At 57.1% G+C, this 19,099-nt stretch carries 19 protein-coding genes; 11 read left to right on the forward strand and 8 right to left on the reverse strand.

What is annotated here, in order from left to right; all coding sequences use genetic code 11:
• Positions 1-6 precede the first annotated feature (6 nt).
• Positions 7-900: a fructosamine kinase family protein gene (locus tag FHW04_RS13130; RefSeq protein ID WP_089561241.1), complete on the forward strand. Its 894-nt coding sequence runs from the start codon at positions 7-9 to the stop codon at positions 898-900.
• A 5-nt stretch (positions 901-905) separates the two neighbouring features.
• On the opposite strand, the gene FHW04_RS13135 is transcribed toward FHW04_RS13130, so the two are convergent.
• Complete coding sequence (locus FHW04_RS13135; protein WP_031375687.1) at positions 906-1,442, reverse strand: YniB family protein; 537 nt, start codon at positions 1,440-1,442, stop codon at positions 906-908.
• 145 nt (positions 1,443-1,587) lie between these two features.
• On the opposite strand from FHW04_RS13135, the gene hxpB reads away from it, so the two are divergent.
• From hxpB to FHW04_RS13165, 6 genes are all read left to right on the forward strand, one after another.
• The gene (gene hxpB, locus FHW04_RS13140) at positions 1,588-2,256 is read left to right on the forward strand and encodes a hexitol phosphatase HxpB (protein WP_069728220.1); all 669 of its coding nucleotides are present in this window, start codon (positions 1,588-1,590) and stop codon (positions 2,254-2,256) included.
• Between the two features lie 175 nt (positions 2,257-2,431).
• A complete protein-coding gene (gene kduI / locus FHW04_RS13145; protein WP_046288365.1) occupies positions 2,432-3,268 on the forward strand; it encodes a 5-dehydro-4-deoxy-D-glucuronate isomerase in 837 nt (278 codons plus the stop codon).
• Between the two features lie 16 nt (positions 3,269-3,284).
• Entirely contained in the window at positions 3,285-4,046 is a 762-nt protein-coding gene (kduD, locus tag FHW04_RS13150; RefSeq protein WP_031375685.1) for a 2-dehydro-3-deoxy-D-gluconate 5-dehydrogenase KduD, read from the forward strand.
• A 141-nt stretch (positions 4,047-4,187) separates the two neighbouring features.
• Positions 4,188-4,778: a metal-dependent hydrolase gene (locus FHW04_RS13155; protein WP_089561240.1), complete on the forward strand. Its 591-nt coding sequence runs from the start codon at positions 4,188-4,190 to the stop codon at positions 4,776-4,778.
• 152 nt (positions 4,779-4,930) lie between these two features.
• Positions 4,931-6,322 (forward strand): L-cystine transporter, encoded by a 1,392-nt coding sequence (locus FHW04_RS13160; RefSeq protein ID WP_031375684.1) that lies wholly within the window; start codon positions 4,931-4,933, stop codon positions 6,320-6,322.
• A gap of 196 nt (positions 6,323-6,518) precedes the next feature.
• Positions 6,519-6,893: a DUF6515 family protein gene (locus tag FHW04_RS13165; RefSeq protein ID WP_031375683.1), complete on the forward strand. Its 375-nt coding sequence runs from the start codon at positions 6,519-6,521 to the stop codon at positions 6,891-6,893.
• 72 nt (positions 6,894-6,965) lie between these two features.
• On the opposite strand, the gene osmE is transcribed toward FHW04_RS13165, so the two are convergent.
• A complete protein-coding gene (osmE, locus tag FHW04_RS13170; RefSeq protein ID WP_010245718.1) occupies positions 6,966-7,301 on the reverse strand; it encodes an osmotically-inducible lipoprotein OsmE in 336 nt (111 codons plus the stop codon).
• Between the two features lie 303 nt (positions 7,302-7,604).
• Between osmE and FHW04_RS13175 the strand changes: the two genes are divergently transcribed.
• The 4 genes from FHW04_RS13175 (at position 7,605) to cho (ending at position 11,629) form a co-directional block, all read left to right on the forward strand.
• Positions 7,605-8,807: a multidrug effflux MFS transporter gene (locus FHW04_RS13175; RefSeq protein ID WP_031375682.1), complete on the forward strand. Its 1,203-nt coding sequence runs from the start codon at positions 7,605-7,607 to the stop codon at positions 8,805-8,807.
• Positions 8,808-8,925: 118 nt separating this feature from the next.
• Positions 8,926-9,750 (forward strand): ammonia-dependent NAD(+) synthetase, encoded by an 825-nt coding sequence (gene nadE / locus FHW04_RS13180; RefSeq protein ID WP_031375681.1) that lies wholly within the window; start codon positions 8,926-8,928, stop codon positions 9,748-9,750.
• A 60-nt stretch (positions 9,751-9,810) separates the two neighbouring features.
• Positions 9,811-10,701, forward strand: coding sequence for an aromatic amino acid DMT transporter YddG (yddG, locus tag FHW04_RS13185; protein WP_046288367.1), 891 nt, complete (start codon positions 9,811-9,813; stop codon positions 10,699-10,701).
• A gap of 67 nt (positions 10,702-10,768) precedes the next feature.
• Entirely contained in the window at positions 10,769-11,629 is an 861-nt protein-coding gene (cho, locus tag FHW04_RS13190; protein ID WP_089561239.1) for an excinuclease Cho, read from the forward strand.
• A gap of 78 nt (positions 11,630-11,707) precedes the next feature.
• On the opposite strand, the gene spy is transcribed toward cho, so the two are convergent.
• The 6 genes from spy to FHW04_RS13220 form a co-directional block, all read right to left on the reverse strand.
• Positions 11,708-12,202 carry an ATP-independent periplasmic protein-refolding chaperone Spy gene (gene spy / locus FHW04_RS13195; RefSeq protein ID WP_094106258.1) on the reverse strand — a complete coding sequence of 165 codons (495 nt, stop codon included), beginning with the start codon at positions 12,200-12,202 and terminating at the stop codon, positions 11,708-11,710.
• A 295-nt stretch (positions 12,203-12,497) separates the two neighbouring features.
• Positions 12,498-13,493: a succinylglutamate desuccinylase gene (astE, locus tag FHW04_RS13200; RefSeq protein ID WP_089561238.1), complete on the reverse strand. Its 996-nt coding sequence runs from the start codon at positions 13,491-13,493 to the stop codon at positions 12,498-12,500.
• Between the two features lie 50 nt (positions 13,494-13,543).
• The gene (gene astB, locus FHW04_RS13205) at positions 13,544-14,872 is read right to left on the reverse strand and encodes an N-succinylarginine dihydrolase (protein WP_069728214.1); all 1,329 of its coding nucleotides are present in this window, start codon (positions 14,870-14,872) and stop codon (positions 13,544-13,546) included.
• Positions 14,869-16,338, reverse strand: a complete 1,470-nt coding sequence (gene astD / locus FHW04_RS13210; RefSeq protein ID WP_179420088.1) for a succinylglutamate-semialdehyde dehydrogenase — start codon at positions 16,336-16,338, stop codon at positions 14,869-14,871. Before astD ends, astB begins: the two co-directional genes overlap by 4 nt.
• Positions 16,335-17,366 carry an arginine N-succinyltransferase gene (gene astA / locus FHW04_RS13215; RefSeq protein ID WP_069728212.1) on the reverse strand — a complete coding sequence of 344 codons (1,032 nt, stop codon included), beginning with the start codon at positions 17,364-17,366 and terminating at the stop codon, positions 16,335-16,337. The genes astD and astA overlap by 4 nt, the downstream gene beginning before the upstream one ends.
• The gene (locus tag FHW04_RS13220) at positions 17,363-18,583 is read right to left on the reverse strand and encodes an aspartate aminotransferase family protein (protein WP_046288369.1); all 1,221 of its coding nucleotides are present in this window, start codon (positions 18,581-18,583) and stop codon (positions 17,363-17,365) included. The genes astA and FHW04_RS13220 overlap by 4 nt, the downstream gene beginning before the upstream one ends.
• Positions 18,584-19,099: the final 516 nt, after the last annotated feature.

Consider the following 19,099-nt stretch of genomic DNA (forward strand, 5'->3'; position numbering starts at 1 on the left):
AGCCCGATGTGGTCAGCCATTAGTCGTCTGTTAAGCGAGCAGTTAGGCAACGCCGAAATTACCCAACGTCACGCCCTGCCCGGTGGCGAAGTCCATCCCACCTGGCGTATCCGCTACGGTGACCACGACGTGTTCGTAAAATGCAACAGCCGCGAGATGCTGTCGCTATTTACCTGGGAAGCCGATCAGCTGGCACTGCTGGCCCGCACCCAGACCGTCAGGGTGCCGAAGGTCTATGGTGTCGGTCATCATCGCGAAGAGAGCTTTCTGCTGCTGGAATATATTCAGCCGCAGCCGCTCGATCCCCAGAGCGCCTTTCAGCTGGGCCAGCAGCTGGCGCATCTGCATCAGTGGAGCGAGCAGACTCAGTTCGGACTCGACTTTGATAACAACATCACCACCACTCCCCAACCCAACAGCTGGCTGCGACGCTGGTCGGTTTTCTTTGCTGAGCAGCGCATCGGCTGGCAGCTACAGCTGGCAGCGGAAAAAGGCATTCAGTATGGCGATACTGAACTGATTATTGCCTGCGTGCAGCGGGTGCTGGCATCGCATCATCCTCAGCCCTCTTTACTGCATGGCGATCTCTGGCCCGCTAACTGCGCCAGCAGCGCCACCGGGCCGTGGATCTTCGATCCCGCCTGTTACTGGGGCGATCGTGAATGTGATTTAGCGATGCTGAGCTGGTTTCCTGACCTGCCGCGGCAAATCTTCGAGGGCTACCACGCTGTCTGGCCGCTGCCGGATGGCTTTTCGCAGCGTCAGCCGGTTTATCAGCTTTATTATCTGTTAAACCGGGCGAACGTGTTCGGCGGGCACTGGCTCGGCGACGCACAGTTCGCCATTGGTCAGTTGCTGGATGAGGATGCACTGTCAGCCAGTCAGGCCAAACCGGCCTGACTGCATCAGATAAAGCCCAGCAGCGACAGCGCGAAATAGCCAGCGATGGCAATCACGATCGGCAGGACGTAAAGCGGAAAAATCTGCAGAAAGATGGTGTGGCGCGGGACGCGTACCTTCTCTTCCAGCTGCTGGCGGGTGCGCCCTTCACTGCCCTTCACCTGCTCCAGAATTAACTGATCCTCAATGCCTTCTTTGACATGACGCACCTGACGTCCCATCCGCGCGCCTGATGATTCCAGCGCCAGCCCGACAAAGATCAGAATATAGATCAGCCAGAACCCGAGGTTCATCTGACCGTTAAATTCCGGTACCGGCGAGTTATGCCAGAACACGTTAAGGAACGGGGTATTAAAGCGGATCATGTCGACGATGACATGGACAAAATCGAGCATAACTGCGTCAATGCCTGGCTGCTTTTCGCTGTGCTTAAACATAAAGCTCAGCACAGAAATAATCGTCGAGAGTAGCGCCAGTAAAAAAATCACCCAGCCAGCCACACGCTTAAGGATGGCGATGCGGCCAGCCTGTTGATAGGTCATGATATCTCCTGAACCCAAAATCCAATTTGCTGTAAGTCTACCTGCCAATGACGAAATTTCCCAAATAAAGCGTGGCTGGCTGCTCTGCGACCCGCAACCGGCCGATCAATGCTAAGGTAAGTCAGACTTTATAAGGAGACCTCAGATGCCCTATCACCGCCCCGTTCTCGCCGCATTGTTTGACATGGATGGCTTATTAATCGATTCCGAGCCGCTGTGGGATCAGGCTGAACTGGATATTTTTTCGACGCTGGATGTCGACCTGTCGCGCCGCAACGAGTTGCCTGACACGCTCGGCTTACGCATCGATCAGACAGTACGTATGTGGTACGAAACGCTGCCGTGGAACGGTCCCAGTCAGCAGGAGGTCACGCAGCGCATCATTGCCCGGGCGATGACGCTGATTGAAGAGACCCGTCCGCTGTTGCCAGGGGTTGAGGCCGCACTGCAGCTGTGCCGGCAGCACAACCTGAAAATTGGCCTCGCCTCCGCCTCACCGCTGGCGATGCTGGAACGGGTACTGGAGATCTTCAACCTGCGGCACTATTTCGACGTGCTCGCCTCGGCGGAAGCGCTGCCTTACAGCAAACCCCATCCGCAGGTCTATCTCAACGCGGCCGCCAGCCTGGCGATCGACCCGCTTAACTGCGTCACGCTGGAAGATTCCTTCAACGGTATGATCGCCACCAAAGCGGCGCGGATGCGTTCGATTGTGGTTCCGGCGGCGGTGCACCGGGACGATCCGCGCTGGGCGCTGGCAGATGTCCGGCTGGATGACCTGACCCAACTGACGCTGGCCGATTTACACGGTTAAGTGCAAGCCCGCCAGCAGGCGGGCTGTTTAACCCGCTTCGGCGTACTGTTGATCTACTCCGCAAATAATTAAAACAACGTTTCATTTTTATTGAATTCATATCCCGCTCTGCCTAAGATGCCCAGACAGTCCCTGTTCCGGGGCATGCTTAACCTGATCTGCAGAGAGGCCTGAGATGGACGTTCGTCAAAGCATTCACAGTGATCACGCCAGACAGCTGGACACTGACGCGCTGCGCCGCGAGTTTCTGATTGAAACGATTTTTACTGCCGATAACTACACCCTGACCTACAGCCATATCGATCGCATTATCATCGGCGGCGTAATGCCGGTGAATAACCCGGTAACGATTGGCGACGAAATGGGTAAGCAGTTAGGCGTCAGCTACTTTCTTGAACGCCGCGAACTGGGCATGATCAATATCGGTGGCCCCGGACTGGTGGAAGTGGATGGCAAAAGCTGGGAAATCGGCCATGAAGAGGCACTCTATATCGGTAAGGGTGCGCGAAATCTGCTGTTCCGCAGTCTGAATCCGGCCCAGCCGGCGAAGTTCTACTACAACAGCGCGCCTGCGCATGCGACCTTCCCGGATAAAAAAATCACCTTACAGGAGGCCGCCACCGCCACACTCGGCGATCCTGCCACCTCCAATCGCCGCACCATCAATAAGTTCATCGTGCCGGACGTGCTACCGACCTGTCAGCTCACCATGGGCTTAACCAAACTGGAGGAAGGCAGCCTGTGGAACACCATGCCGTGCCACACCCATGAACGCCGCATGGAGGTCTATTTCTATTTCGACATGAGCGAGGAGAGTGCGGTTTTCCACATGATGGGCGAGCCGCAGCAAACCCGTCACCTGCTGGTGCATAACGAGCAGGCGGTGATTTCACCCAGCTGGTCGATTCACGCCGGCGTCGGCACGCAGCGCTACACCTTCATCTGGGGCATGGTGGGCGAAAATCAGGTCTTTGATGACATGGACCACGTCAAAATCAGCGAACTACGCTGAGCAGAGGAGAAATATCATGGTACTGAATGCGTTTAGCCTGGAAGGGAAAGTGGCGCTGGTGACCGGCTGTAATACCGGTTTAGGACAGGGTATGGCGCTGGGTCTGGCGCAGGCGGGATGCGACATCGTCGGCGTCAACCGCGAAGGACCGGACGAGACCCAAAGCAAAGTGGAAGCGCTGGGCCGCCGTTTCTGGTCGATAAAGGCTGACCTGATGAAAACGGAGGTGGTCGGCTCGGTGGTTGAGCAGGCGCTGGCCGCGGCGGGTAAAATCGACATTCTGGTGAATAATGCCGGGATTATCCGCCGCGAAGATGCGCTGAACTTCAGCGAGCAGGACTGGGATGATGTAATGAATCTCAACAGCAAGAGTCTGTTTTTTCTGTCACAGCAGGTAGCCCGGCAGTTTATCGCCCAGGGTAACGGCGGCAAAATTATCAATATTGCTTCGATGCTTTCGTTCCAGGGTGGGATTCGCGTGCCCTCTTATACTGCGTCAAAAAGTGCGGTAATGGGGCTGACCCGCCTGATGGCGAACGAATGGGCGAAGCACAATATTAATGTCAATGCGATTGCCCCCGGTTACATGGCCACCAATAACACCCAACAGTTACGCAGTGATGAAGCGCGCAGTGAAGAGATCCTCGGGCGTATTCCGGCCGGACGCTGGGGCGTACCCGACGATATGATGGGGCCGGTGGTGTTCCTGGCCTCAGCCGCCTCTGACTACGTTAACGGCTTTACGCTGGCGGTGGATGGCGGCTGGCTGGCGCGCTGATTTATCGGGCGGACACGCCACCGGGATTGTCCGCTTTTTTTAGTTAAATTCACGCTTCGTTACAGCGTCACATGTTCTCATTCACTGGATAAATCCCTATACTGGATGCATCGACAGTTTTCTTTGCAGCCAGGTTCCATCATGACGGCCGAGGGCCATATCATTTTTGCCATTGCGAGTGCCATTTTCGCTAAACGTGCTGAACTTACACCGGTGCTGGCGCAGGCAGACTGGTGGCATCTTGTTCCGTCGGCACTGCTGACCTGCCTGTTGCCCGACATCGATCACCCCAAATCGCTGCTCGGACAACGACTACGCTGGCTCTCTCATCCGATTGCACGGGCGTTTGGCCACCGCGGTTTTACCCACAGTTTACTGGCGGTGGCTGCCGGGCTGTGGCTGTTTCAGCTTAACCTGCCAGCTGAGTCGCCGATTCCGCCTGATGTATTGCAGGGACTGACGCTGGGTTATCTCAGCCATATTGTTGCTGACATGCTGACACCGGCGGGCGTGCCTCTGTTATGGCCCTGCCGCTGGCGCTTTCGTCTACCTATTCTGAAAAGTCAGAAAGGTAACCAGCTTGAGCGGGCTTTGTGCCTTGGACTGGTTGGCTATGCGCTGTGGTTCCCGGTGGGTATGCCTTCGTTTGGTGCAAACGGCTGGCCCGCTCAGCTATTTGATACGCTACAAAATGGTGTTGGTCGGTTAATTTCCAGTCATGCTGCGCATTAAATCAACAAATTAAGCGATTAAGTTATAAAGCATGCCATTTGGATATAAGGCCTGCACCCTCTCCTGCTGATACCATTCCCGCAGTCTTAATTCGTGATTAACATTATGCGGTTTTCCCGACGCGGAAAACCGCATTACTCTGGAGTTTCAGTATGGACCTTCCTCTTACGCTTAACCTCGTCGCCTTTGTGGTGCTGCTGGTGTTGCTCTCCCGTTTCAGCCGCAACAACTGGAGCCTGTCGAAGAAAGTGCTGACCGGTCTGGTGATCGGCGTACTGTTCGGCCTGGTGCTGCAGCTGATTTACGGTGAAAACAGCGCGGTGGTTAAAACCTCTATCAGCTGGTTTAACATCGTTGGCAATGGCTACGTGCAGCTGCTGCAGATGGTGGTAATGCCGCTGGTGTTTGTTTCGATTCTGAGTGCGGTTGCCCGCCTGCATAACGCCTCTTCACTGGGTAAAATCAGCGTACTGACCATCGGCGTGCTGCTGTTTACCACCGCTATCTCGGCGCTGGTTGGGGTGTTCGTCACCGGCCTGTTTGGTCTGAGCGCTGAAGGTCTGGTGCAGGGTGTGCAGGAAACCGCGCGTCTGAGTGCCATTCAGAGCAACTACGTCGGCAAAGTCTCTGACCTGAGTGTGCCGCAGCTGGTGTTGTCCTTTATTCCGAAAAACCCGTTTGCCGATCTGACCGGTGCGAATCCGACCTCGATCATCAGCGTGGTCATCTTTGCTGCCTTCCTTGGTGTGGCCGCGCTGCAGCTGCTGAAAGATGATGAAGTAAAAGGTCAGCGCGTGCTGGTGGCGATCGACACGCTGCAGTCGTGGGTGATGAAGCTGGTTCGTTTAGTGATGAAGCTGACGCCGTACGGTGTGCTGGCCCTGATGACCAAAGTGGTAGCCGGTTCGAATCTGCAGGACATCATCAAACTGGGAAGCTTCGTGGTTGCCTCTTACCTCGGTCTGGCAATTATGTTTGGCGTCCATGCGCTGCTGCTGTCGGTCAACGGGATTAACCCGATGCGTTTCTTCCGCAAAGTGTGGCCGGTGATTACCTTTGCCTTTACCAGCCGCTCCAGCGCCGCCAGTATTCCGCTGAGCGTTGAGACGCAAACCCGTCGCCTCGGCGTGCCAGAGTCGATTGCCAGCTTCTCAGCCTCGTTCGGTGCCACAATCGGCCAGAACGGCTGTGCCGGTCTCTATCCGACCATGCTGGCAGTGATGGTTGCGCCAACCGTTGGCATCAATCCGTTTGACCCACTGTGGATCGCCACGCTGGTCGGGATTGTCACGCTGAGCTCGGCTGGCGTAGCCGGTGTTGGTGGCGGTGCGACTTTCGCCGCGCTGATTGTGCTGCCCGCCATGGGCCTGCCGGTCACTCTGGTGGCGCTGCTGATCTCCATCGAACCGCTGATCGACATGGGCCGTACCGCACTGAACGTCAATGGCTCCATGACGGCCGGTTCCCTCACCAGCCGCTGGTTAGGTCTGACCGATAAGCGCGTGCTGGACAGCGACGAACACGCCGAACTGGCACACCGTTAATCCGGTATCAAACCTGGCGCGCCCGCGCCAGGTTTTCTGCTCTTCTCCCGCTTTCTCTCCATAATTTCCCCGCTTGATGGCGACGCCGTTAAGAAAACGTTAAGCATGGTAAACAGGCGAAAATTCGCCGCTTTAGCGCTTGTCTTTAGTCGCTAAAAGGCCAATTCTGCAGGCAGTCTTATAAGGAGAATGCCCGATGAAAAAAGTTATCGCCTCCCTGCTGGCGTTAACCCTGTTAACCCCGGCTATCGCTTTCGCTCATCCTGGCGGATGGGGTCCACATGGTGGTCCTGGCCCACACTGGGGCGGGCCCGGTCCGGTGCGTTTTTTACCTGAAGCCGCAACAGCGGTGTTGATCGGCGGACTGACCTATTACCTGCTTAACGGCAACTATTATCAGCGCCATGGCGAAGAGTATGTGGTGGTCGAACCGCCTGAAGAGCGCCGGGTCAGCGATGACATGCGGGTGCTGGACTTCAACGGTAAACGCTTTTATGTGCAGCAGGGGCATTACTACCAGCGGCAGATAGATGGCGATTACGTCGAGGTTCCGCGTCCGGCAGGCTTATAACGGCCGAAACGAAAAACGGCCCGTCAGATGACGGGCCGTTTATTATTCAATCGGGGCTTTGCAGCGAATGACTTACTGCTGAACCTGCGGATCGGTATCGTATTCCGCACAGCTCTGGAAGCCGTAGTTCATTACGCGACCGGTATCGTTATAGCTCACGAAATAGGTCTGCGCTTTGCCGTCACGCTGGCCCAGTACATACGTCTGGCAGGTGCCACGCGCGTGAACCATGGTGATTTCAGTAGACGGTGTGCCAGCGATCTGACGAACCTGGTCACGGGTCATGCCTTTTTTAACATCCTTTACCACCGGCTTAGTCACATAGCTTTCAGCGCGATCGTAAGTCGTACAACCAGACAGGGCAGCCAGCGTCAGCGCCGCAGCGATACATCCCATCACTTTATTCATCTTGTTGTTCCTCATTTATTGTCCATGTGCAGACAAGCCTGGAACATAAATTCAGGTTTATCAAGTTTATGGCGAACTTTTAATGCGCTGACAACCGTCAGGATTTCGTAAAGAAGGCTGTTTTGCTGTCAACGGGCACGTATAATCTGCGGCAAAAAACAGGTCCCCTTAGCCAGCATAAAAGCGTCGCCGGGGCGCGGGTTGCCCTCACCGGCGGCTCACGGGATGACGCCGGCATCAGTAACCGCCCGCTAATGCGTTGTCCGCCTTTCATTCACCCATCGCTTCAGATACTGAGGATAAATGACACCTGCACACTCCAACCGGCTGGTTTATGCCATCACGCTGGGCCTGCTGGCCGCACTCGGCCCGCTCTGTATCGACCTTTACCTGCCCGCGCTGCCTCAGCTGGCCCGGGACCTGCACACCGAAACCGCCACGGCGCAGCTTAGCCTGACCGCCGGACTACTCGGCCTGGGTGCCGGCCAGTTAGTCTTCGGTCCGATGAGCGACAAATTTGGTCGTCTGCGACCGCTGGCTTTGTCACTGGTACTGCTGTTTATCGCTTCGATCGGCTGTGCGCTGGCGCAGGATATTCATCAGTTGCTGCTGGCTCGCCTGTTTGAAGGTTTGGCCGGCGCGGGCGGCGCGGTGTTATCACGCGCCATCGCTCGTGACATGTATAGCGGTCACGAGCTGACCCGCTTCTTCGCCCTGCTGATGCTGGTAAACGGTCTGGCACCGATTGCCGCTCCGGTACTCGGCGGCGTGCTGATGACGGTGCTTAACTGGCGTGGCATTTTTGTGGTGCTCGCCTGCATTGCGGTACTGCTGATTTTACTGGCGCGCTGGAAGCTGCATGAAACCCTGCCCGATGCGCGCCGCAGTAAAGGCTCGATTTTCTCCGCCTACGCCGCGCTGGGCCAGGTGATTACCCATCGTCCTTTTATGGGCTTCTGCCTGACACAGGGCTTTATGATGTCCGGCATGTTCGCCTATATCGGCGCATCGCCGTTCGTGTTGCAACAGCTGTACGGTCTGTCACCGCAGGCATTTAGCTTCTGCTTTGCGGCTAACGGTGTCGGACTGGTGATCGCGTCCCAGACCAGCGCCCGTCTCTGCCCGCTGTGGGGAGAATATCGGGTACTGAAAGGCGGGCTGACGCTGGCCTTTGTTGCCTCCAGCCTGCTGCTACTGGCCGCACTGACGCAGGCGCCTTTACCGCTGCTGCTGGTGGCGCTGTTCTTTACCATTGCCAGTAACGGGGTCATTGCGACCACCGCTTCATCACTGGCGATGCAGAGCCAGGGCCATCGCGCCGGTAGCGCCTCAGCAGTGATTGGCGTCACCATGTTCACACTGGGCGCCCTCACCGTGCCGATTACCGGTATTGGCGGCACCTCAGTGCTGAGCATGACCGCCACCATTTTTGGCTGCTTTATGCTGGCGATCCTGATGTTCCTGCTGCTGGCAAAAAAACCGCTGCCGCAGGTGAAAACTGTCTGATTTCGCAACGGTTAACTGCAATCGGCTGCCGCTTTGGCTTGTTGTTTTCGCTGAGGCACGTTAGCTTTAATAAAACGTTCGCATCGAGCCGACGGGCCACTGACCTGAGGAGAAGTTCATGTCACTGCAGCAGGAAATCATTGAAGCACTGGGCGTTAAGCCCACTATCGACGCCGATCACGAAGTGCGCGTTAGCGTCGATTTTCTTAAGTCCTACCTGAAGCGGCACAGCGGTCTTAAGACGCTGGTGCTGGGGATCAGCGGCGGCCAGGACTCTACCCTGGCGGGTAAACTGGCGCAGCTGGCAATCAGCGAACTGCGCCAGGAGAGCGGCGATAACGACTACACCTTTATCGCGGTGCGCCTGCCTTATGGCGTGCAAGCCGATGAGCAGGATTGTCAGGACGCGCTGGCGTTCATTCAGCCCGATCGGTCGCTGGTGGTGAACATCAAAGAGTCGGTGCTCGCCAGTGAGCGGGCGCTGCAGGCGGCCGGCATTACGCTGTCTGACTTCGTGCGCGGCAATGAAAAAGCGCGTGAGCGAATGAAAGCGCAGTACAGTATCGCAGGCATGACCAAAGGCGTGGTGGTCGGTACCGACCATGCGGCTGAAGCGGTCACCGGCTTCTTCACCAAGTATGGCGATGGCGGCACCGACATTAATCCGCTGTTCCGCCTCAACAAACGCCAGGGCAAACAGCTGCTGAAACAGCTTGGCTGTCCGGAACATCTCTACCTGAAGAAACCGACGGCCGACCTCGAAGACGATCGTCCCGGCCTGCAGGATGAAGTGGCGCTGGGCGTGACCTACGAGATGATTGATGACTATCTGGAAGGCAAAACCATCGATCCTGATAACGCAAAAATCATTGAAGGCTGGTATCTGAAAACCGAGCACAAACGTCGCCCACCGATTACCGTTTTCGACGATTTCTGGAAGTAATCCCGCTCCTCCCTTGCTGCGGCAAGGGAGGCTTTAGCGCCTTACCCGGTTGAGAGTGACATGCCTGCTCCTGTCCCACGCGCCACCCTGATCGGTCTGACTGCCATTCTGCTCTGGAGTACCACCGTTGGCCTGCTGCGCAGCGTCAGCGAAGCCTTTGGCCCCACCGGCGGCGCTGCACTGATCTATACCACCACCGCCCTGCTACTGTGTGTTACCCGCGGTCTGCCAAAACCGGGTGCGATCCCCGCCGCCTATTTAGCTATCGGGGGCGCGCTGTTTGTCGGCTATGAAATCTGTCTGGCGCTGGCAATTGGGCTGGCCAGCGATCGCAGCCAGTCGCTGGAGCTGGGGATGATTAACTATCTCTGGCCCTGTCTCACCGTGGTGCTGGCGATCCCATTTAACCAGCAGCGTTTTCGCCTGTGGCTGTGGCCGGGACTGGCGCTCTCTCTGCTGGGCATTTTCTGGGTGATGAAAGCCAACGGCGGCGGTTCACCCGGCCTGATGTGGCAGAACCTGTTGCGTAACCCCACCGCCTATTCGCTGGCCTTTATCGCCGCCGTCACCTGGGCACTCTACAATAATGTCACCCGTCGCTACGCCAGAGGGGCGAATGGGGTAACGCTGTTTTTTATCCTGACCGCGATGGCACTGTGGCTTAAATACTTACTGAGCGCGCCAGCGGCACCGATGACGTTTAGCCTGGCGCCGCTGCTGCAAGTGTTATTTATCGGGGCGTCGACCGCCATTGCCTATTCAGCGTGGAACCACGGCATTCAACACGGCAATCTGACGCTGCTAGCGACCGCCTCCTACTTCACGCCGGTTTTGTCCGCACTGCTGGCTTCGTTATGGCTGGGCCTGACGCCGCCGCTGGCATTCTGGCAAGGAGTCGCGATGATCACCCTCGGTTCCCTTATCTGCTGGCTGGCGACGCGGCGTCTCTGAGCAGACGGCTGGCGATCATTTCACCTGCCTGTTATGCTGTATGGACAACCAGTAAATGGAGTCCATCTTGGTCAGACGTGCTGCAACGCACCGCCTCGAGTTCGACGCGGCTGCAATTTATCAATATCCCGAACACCTGCGTGAGTGGCTGGAAGGCCTGCCCAATCAGCCTGGCGTTTACACCTTCCACGGCGAAAGTGATTCGCTGCCGCTCTACATTGGCAAAAGCGTCAATCTGCGCTCGCGAGTGATGTCCCATTTCCGCACCGCGGATGAAGCAAAAATGCTGCGCCAGTCGCGGCGCGTCAGCTGGATCCCGACCGCAGGCGATCTCGGCGCGCTGCTGCTGGAAGCGCAGATGATCAAAACGCAACAGCCGCTGTTTAACAAGCGTCTGCGTAAGAATCGTCAGCTCTGCTCGTTGCAGATCACCGACGGTAAACCGCAGGTGGTTTACGCCAAAGATCTCGACTTCAGCCAGTCACCCAACCTGTTTGGCCTCTATCGCAGCCGCTTTGCCGCGCTGGAACGGCTGAAACAGCTGGCCGATGAGTATCAACTCTGCCACGGCCTGCTGGGGCTGGAAGCGCTCAGTGCGCAGCGCGGCTGCTTCCGTTCCGCGCTGCGCCGCTGTGCCGGTGCCTGCTGCGGCAAGGAGCCGGTCAGCGATCATCAGGATCGGTTACTGGAAGCGCTGGAAAATGTGCGGGTGTTTTGCTGGCCGTGGCAGGGTGCGGTCGGGCTGGTTGAAGAAGGTAAACATATGACCCAAATCCACGTCATCGATCACTGGTTTTATCTGGGATCGGTCAGCAGTATGGAGGAGGCGAAGAAGTTGAAGCGTACTAAAGGCGGCTTCGATCATGATGGCTACAAGATCCTCTGCCGCCCTATTCTGTCAGGCGATTACCCTATTCAGCCGCTCTGATCAAAAAAAACCGCCGACGCTGTCCACTCACTGTCAGTGGACAAGGCCGGCGGTCTCAGACCGTTCGCTTAACGAAAATTATTCAGCGGGTGCGGCTGGCGGTGCCATTTTGTCATCGTGCGGACGTTTCTCCGTCAGACGCTTTTCGAAGTTGGCGTTATATTGCTTCTTCTGCTCTGGCGTCAGCACGTTGTACAGTTTGTTCTGGGTTTCCAGCATCTTCAGCGCATGCTCTTTCGCATTGGCGGTCATTTTTTCCGCCTGAGCCTCCGCTTTGCTCTGGTCGAAGCTGTCAGCGGCAACGATGCTGTGCATCGCACGGCGCTCTTCCAGCGACGGACGCTTCATATCTTTGTGGCTCTCTTTCATGATGTCGCGCATCTGGTTTTTTTGCGCGTCGGTCAGGTTCAGACCTTTAAACATCATCTCCATGCCGTGACGCATTGGCGGCTTATGCATTGCTTTTTCACTGCCGGCTGGCGGTGGAGTCAGGTTATCAGCGGCGGCGTGAACAGCGCTGGCCGCGCCAAATGCCAGTGAAGAAGCCAGTAACAGGGAAGTCAGTTTGCGCATAATAGTGTCCTTATTGATTCGGGATTATGACGACAGCACTCTGTCGCGTCTTCGGAAACAAGCATACGACGCCGAACGTCAACTACTCAGAGGCTGAGTAAAGCCGTGAAAGCATAAAAGACAAAAATTCGGCAATCATGAAGAGAATGCGAAGAAAGGCGTGAGGAATTGCAAAAGTTTATGAATTTAAAGCGAATCTGGCAGAAATCATGGAGAGGTGTGCGGAGAGTGTAAGGGTTAAGTCAAAAAAGCGGAAGCAAAACTCCCGCTTATTGCTGGATGGTGAAGAACCACGTCAGATCGGCAGCGCCTGGGTCTGTTCGCCCTCTTCAATCAGCATCAATCCGGCACGCAGCCCGGCAGCCACATTGGGGTTAGGGAACAGCACATACTCACGCGCCTGCTGGACGTAATAACGGGTCTCGCCGTCCTCCGCCAGCAGCGTGCCCTGTGGAAACGCGGTGAAGTTCAGCGTTTCCGGTGACATGTGTAGCTGAAAGTTTTCACTCAGCCGGGTAATCTGCTGCGCCACCCGATAGTGACGCGGGGGTGCCAGCGGCTGCGGCAGCGTATCGCCGTACAGCAGCGCCGCCAGCGCCTGTTGCGTAGCGCTAAACTGGCTGAGATCGTTAGCGCCGAACGGCAACGCTTTCCCTAACTCCAGCGTGCAACTGGCCGCGCCAAAATGTTCACAGCTGAAATGGGTAAAGGTGCCGCCGGGCGAACGGTGGAACACCAGTGCCTCCAGTCCGGCCGCCGCCAGCCAGTGAAGAAACTCTGGCGGCCACGGACGTTCATTGTGCGGCATCACGCCGAATCGAGGGTGATAAGAGCCGCGAATCGCGGTGTGCATATCGAGGTGCCAGCGCGTCTCATCACACTCACCGACCTGCCAGAAGGTTTCCAGCGTCTGTTCGAGCCGCAGCACGCGACGGGCTTCATCGCCGTCATCAATCTGCTGCCAGCGTCCACCAAACAGCCGGTTAATGTCATAGCGGATGTAACGCTTGCCGGTACGCAGCGCAGAGGGATTCCCGAGGATCACCAGCATCCGCTGCTGTAGCGGCTTCTCACCGCGTAACAGCGGCGTGATCACCTGATTGAGTATTTCGACCGGCGCGGTTTCATTGCCATGAACGCCCGCGGACAGCACCAGCGCCTGTTTGACCTGCACTGTCGGTTCCATTAACAGAATGCCGTGATATAACCATTGCCAGCGAAGATGCGCCGTTTCACCACTACGCTTACGCGGCGCCTCGCCGGACAGCGTTTGCTGTAAAAAGTCCTGCATCGTTCCTCCTTTTGGCCTGAAGCGAGCGGCAGCCTCTGCTGCCGCGCCCTTCACTGCTGAAATGCGTACACATTTCCTAAGTCTAGCAGCTTCGTCAATTCATCCAGCGCGTCACGTCCTTCGCGCAGCAGCTGAGGATCGACCAGATCGGCCTGAGTCAGGCGATCGCGATAGTGACGATCAACCCACTGGTTAAGCGTGGCGAATAGCCGATCGTTCATCATCACCGCCGGATTGACCGCCTGCTGCTCCTGTGGCGTCAGCACCACCCGCAAGCGCAGGCAGGCCGGACCGCCTCCGTTATACATGCTTTCACGCAGATCAAACACCTTCAATGCCTTCAGCGGACCGCCGCTTTCCACCTGTTCGCACAGATAATCCCAGACGCCCGCGTGCTGACGTGACTCTTCTGGCAGCACCAGCAGCATGCTACCGTCGGGCTGGCTCAGCAGCTGGCTGTTGAACAGATAGGTGTTAACCGCATCCTTCACTGATACCCGATTTTCCGGTACTTCCAGCGCCACAAATCCCGCTACCCGCGCCTGTAGCTCGGCCAGTAACGCAGGCTGATCGACAAAGGCGTGCTGATGACAGAACAGCATCTGCTGATTGCTGACGGCAATCACATCATTATGAAACACGCCCTGATCGATAACCGCCGGGTTTTGCTGGGCAAACAGCAGATGATCGGGTGAGAGCTGATGCAATCGCGCCACCGCTTCACTGGCTTCGCGCGTCTGGCGGGCCGGATAACGCTGCGGCGCCATCCCTTCGTGGCTGCTGTCGCGACCATAAACAAAAAGCTGCACGCCGCGCTCACCATAATCTCCGCCAAACCGGTTATGGTTGGCCGCGCCTTCATCGCCAAACATCGCGACCTGCGGCAAAGCATCATGCACCGTAAAATGGTGGCTATCGCGGAAAATGGCGCGCAGCAGTAACGCGGTCTCCGGCGCTTCCATCGCCCGATGAAACTTGTTGTTGAGGTTAGCGACGGTCAGATGGACCCGGCCATCACCACTGTCAGCCGACGGCGAAACCGTGGCAGCATTTGCTACCCACATCGCCGAAGCGGAACTGGCGGCCGAGAGTAAACCCGGTGCGGTTTTACCGGCGCGGGCCAGCACCTGCTCATCGCTGCCGCTGAAGCCTAACTGACGCAGTGCCGCAATATTTGGCCGCTCATGGGGAGGAATGACACCCTGCAGATAGCCCATATCCGCCAGCGCCTTCATCTTCAGCAGGCCCTGCTTCGCCGCCAGACGGGGATTCGACGGCTGCAGCTGATTACGCGTCGAGGCCTCATTACCAAACGACAGACCGGCATAATGGTGAGTTAAACCCACCAGCCCATCAAAGTTCGCTTCTGTTGCCTTCATTTGGCCGTCTCCCCGCAGGCGAAATCAAGCCCCGGCGATAGCGTGGCAGGCAGCGTCAGATCCGGCGTCTCCAGCGAGGCCATCGGCCAGGCACAGTAGTCGGCGGCGTACCAGGCGCTGGCCCGGTGGTTGCCCGATGCTCCAATACCGCCAAACGGCGCGGTACTGGCCGCCCCGGTCAACGGTTTATTCCAGTTTACGATGCCGGCGCGTGCCTCAAGCAACAGCTGATCAAACTGCTGACGCGACGGTGAAATCAAGCCGCACGACAGGCCGTAGCGCGTCTGGTTGGCCAGCGCAATCGCATCATCGTAATGGTCATAGCGAATCACCCCGAGCAATGGACCAAACACCTCTTCATCCGCTACATCTTCGACGCCGGTCAGTTCAATAATGCCCGGCGTCAGCAGTGCGCTGTGGCGATCCGGCCAGCGCATCGCCAGCAGCACTTTGCCGCCCGCCGCGACCCGCTGCTGCCATTCGCCATAAATTTTTTCTGCCGCTGCGGTCGAAATCACGCTGCCCATAAACGGCTGCGGCTCTGCGTTCCAGCGGCCCGGCTGCAAACGACCGGCCACTTCCACCAGCCGCTGTAAAAAAGCATCGCCTGCCGCGCCGCGTTTCACCAGCAGCCGACGCGCACAGGTGCAGCGCTGACCGGCAGTGATAAACGCCGACTGCAGCGCAATGTGAACCGCGGCGTCAATATCAGCCGGATCTTCAACTATCAGCGCATTGTTACCGCCCATCTCCAGCGCCAGCATCTTCTCTGGCTGGCCGGCAAACTGACGGTGCAGCTGATAACCGGTATGCGCGCTGCCGGTAAACAGCAGGCCATCGATCTGGCTATCCGCAGCCAGCGCCTGACCGGTTTCCCGACCGCCTTGCAGCAGCGCCAGCACACCGGTGGGCAGGCCAGCCGCCAGCCAGAGCTGCACGGTTTTCTCAGCCGTCAGCGGCGTCAGCTCGCTGGGTTTGAACACCACGCAGTTACCGGCCAGCAGCGCCGGAACGATATGACCGTTCGGCAGATGTCCGGGGAAATTGTAGGGACCAAACACCGCCAGCACGCCGTGAGGACGGTGACGCAGGCTGCTCTCACCTTCCGACTGTTCACCCGTCCGGCTGTGATAGGCCTTAATCGAGATAGCGATTTTATTAATCATCGCGCCGACTTCAGTCAGCGCTTCCCAGCGCGGTTTTCCGGTTTCACGGGCAATGGTTTCCGCCAGCTCAGCTTTGTGGGCCTCCAGCTGCGCGGCAAATTTTTCTACCGTCGCCTGACGCTCGGCAAACGGCCGCTTTGCCCAGCCGGGAAACGCGGCGCGCGCCGCTTCACAGGCGGCACTGACCTGTGCCGGCGAGGCGGCCTGGCCCTGCCACAGGGTTTCACCGCTTACCGGGTCAGATTTGACCAGAGATTCAGCCTCGCCGCTCAGCCAGTTTCCATTAATCAGGTGGGTCATGCTTTTTTCTCCTCGCTGCAGAGCGGCACCACGCGCAGGCTATCGCCCGGCTGGCAATGTAACGCCCGCATCTGTTCATCTGTCAGGTGCACACAGTCGCTGTCAGCCTCGGCCGGGATCAGCGCCACGCGGAACTGGCGATAATTGTTGTTGGCAACCAGGCACAGCGGCGCATCGTGGCGGTTTTCGCCCGATTCAGCGCAGCGCAGCCGGCTTTTGCGTACCGCACGGATCCGATCAATGTCGCACTCCAGCGTCGGACCGCCATCAAAGATGTCGACATAGTTGAGGTAGCGAAAACCTTCCGCCTCCAGCACGGCACGGGCCGGCGCGGTTTTAGGATGCACCTGGCCAATGACTGCCTGCGCTTCTGGCGACAGATAGTGGATATAGAGCGGGTGTTTTGGCATCAACTCGGCGATAAACGATTTCTGACCGGTACCGCTCAGGAAGTCCGCTTTGCTGAATTCCATCGAGAAAAAACGGCTGCCAACGCTGTCCCAGAACGGCGAATGGCCATGCTCATCGCTGACGCCGCGCATCTCTGCCACCACGCGATCCATAAAGCGCTCGCGGAAGTTAGCCATAAACAGAAAGCGCGATTTAGACAGCAGATAGCCGTTTTTACCGTCGCGGTAGTCCGGATCAAGGAACAGCGTACACAGCTCACTGCTGCCGGTATGGTCATTACTCAACGACAGCGTGGGCAGCGCGGCATAAACATTCAGCTCTTTTGACGCGTGCACCTGAGTACCGACCCGGAAGTTATACCAGGGGTCCTGCAGGCCCACCGCCACTTCAATAGCGCAAATCCCGACTGCGCGGTTGTCTTCACTGTCGGCCAGCACAAACACATAGCCCTGCTCGGCGCGCGGCAGCGTATCCTGCCAGGTTTGCAGCGATCGATCGATACGCGCCTGCAACGTGGCGCTATCAACCGGCAGCGAGGTCAGCCCGCCGCCGGTTTTGCCTGCCAGCGCCAGCAGCTGGCTCAGATCATCGCGTTCAACCGGACGGATTACCATCATGATGCGGACCCTCGTACCAGACGCTCACATACCTCGGCGAAGCGTGCCATGCCCAGCTTCACTTCCTGCTCACTGATATTGAGCGCTGGGGCGAAACGCACCACGTTGGCACCGGCGATCAGCACCATCACTCCCATTTCTGCCGCGGCGAGATTGATCTGCTTCGCTTTGCCGGCAAAATCGTCGTTCAGCACGGCACCAATCAGCAGGCCCAGACCGCGAACCTGTTTAAACAGGTGCAGCCGCTGGTTAATCTCGTCTAGCGCGGCGACGATCCACTGGTGGCGCTCGGTCACGCCAGCCATCAGGGCCGGTTGATTGATCAGCTCCATCACTTTACCGGCGACGGCTCCGGCCAGCGGGTTGCCGCCGTAGGTGGTGCCGTGTGTCCCGACGCCCATCACTAAGGCCAGATCTTCACGCGTCAGCATTGCCCCGATCGGGAATCCGCCGCCGAGCGCTTTGGCGCTGGTCAGCACGTCAGGCGTCACGCCATAGTGCATGTAGGCATAAAGCGAACCGGTGCGGCCGACCCCGCTTTGTACTTCGTCAAAAATCAGTACCGCATGATGCTTATCGCACAGCTCACGCAGTCCGCGCAGGAACGCCGGTTCAGCAGGCACCACGCCCCCTTCACCCTGAATCGGTTCAACAATCACTGCACAGGTATTGTCGTTAATCAGCGCTGCTGCTGCGGCCAGATCGTTGAAAGGCGCATGCTGAATGTCAGGCGGCAAAGGGGCAAAATCTTTGGAATAGGCCGGTTGTCCTCCGGCTGAAACGGTAAACAGGGTGCGGCCGTGGAAGGCGTTATTAAAGGCGACAATGCCGCTTTTGGCCGGACCAAAGCGATCGTGCGCGACTTTACGCGCCAGTTTCAGTGCGGCTTCATTCGCCTCGGCACCGGAGTTACAGAAGAACACCCGGTCAGCGAAGGTGGCATCGATCAGCTGCTTAGCCAGACGCAGAATAGGCTCGTTGGTATAACCGTTGCCGGTATGCCATAAACGCGCAGCCTGATCCTGTAACGCCTGCTGTAAGGCCGGATGAGCATGCCCTAATGCATTGACGGCAATGCCACCGGCGAAATCAATGTAATCCTTGCCGTTTTGATCCCAGACGGTTGATCCTTCAGCGCGAACCGGCACAAATGCGGCGGGCGCATAAACCGGCATCATCCATTGATCAAAATCGTGACGCGAAACCTGCAGTGACATAACCCGCTCTCCTGCTTCCCCGACTGGGTAAAGCTTTTGTTTTAAAATTGTTAAAGGATGTTGTGAAGAAGCCCTACTGTAGAGTGCAGATAGCGTGCCAGCCAAGGAGATTAATGCATAAAATCGGCCATCAAACGGATTATCAATAACTTAGGCAGAGAGGCTATTCACTTATTTTGCATATATAGTGAATAATTGTCTGATCGAAGCGCCAGCGCCGGGTTTTAATCAGCAGAATTATGCATTTATGGCAGGAAATATCGCTTTTGTGATCGCTGATAAATTATCTGTCCAAAAAAGTTCAGACGTTGCCCTGTTTTAGCGCATTACGCCTTTTCACGGTGCACAAAAAGCGGCTGCTGCACACCGGGTGGATTGCCGCCAGCGGTGTCTGTTTTAACAATTAATCTTCATTTATCACCACTAAGCTGACCGTAACGGCGATAGTTAAGGGTTATTTTTTAAGCACCATGTACATTATTTGATCAGATTGACGTCTTTATTAATTACGATATT

Source organism: Pantoea sp. AN62 (genome assembly GCF_050432985.1).
In the GTDB taxonomy this organism is placed as follows: domain Bacteria; phylum Pseudomonadota; class Gammaproteobacteria; order Enterobacterales; family Enterobacteriaceae; genus Pantoea; species Pantoea brenneri.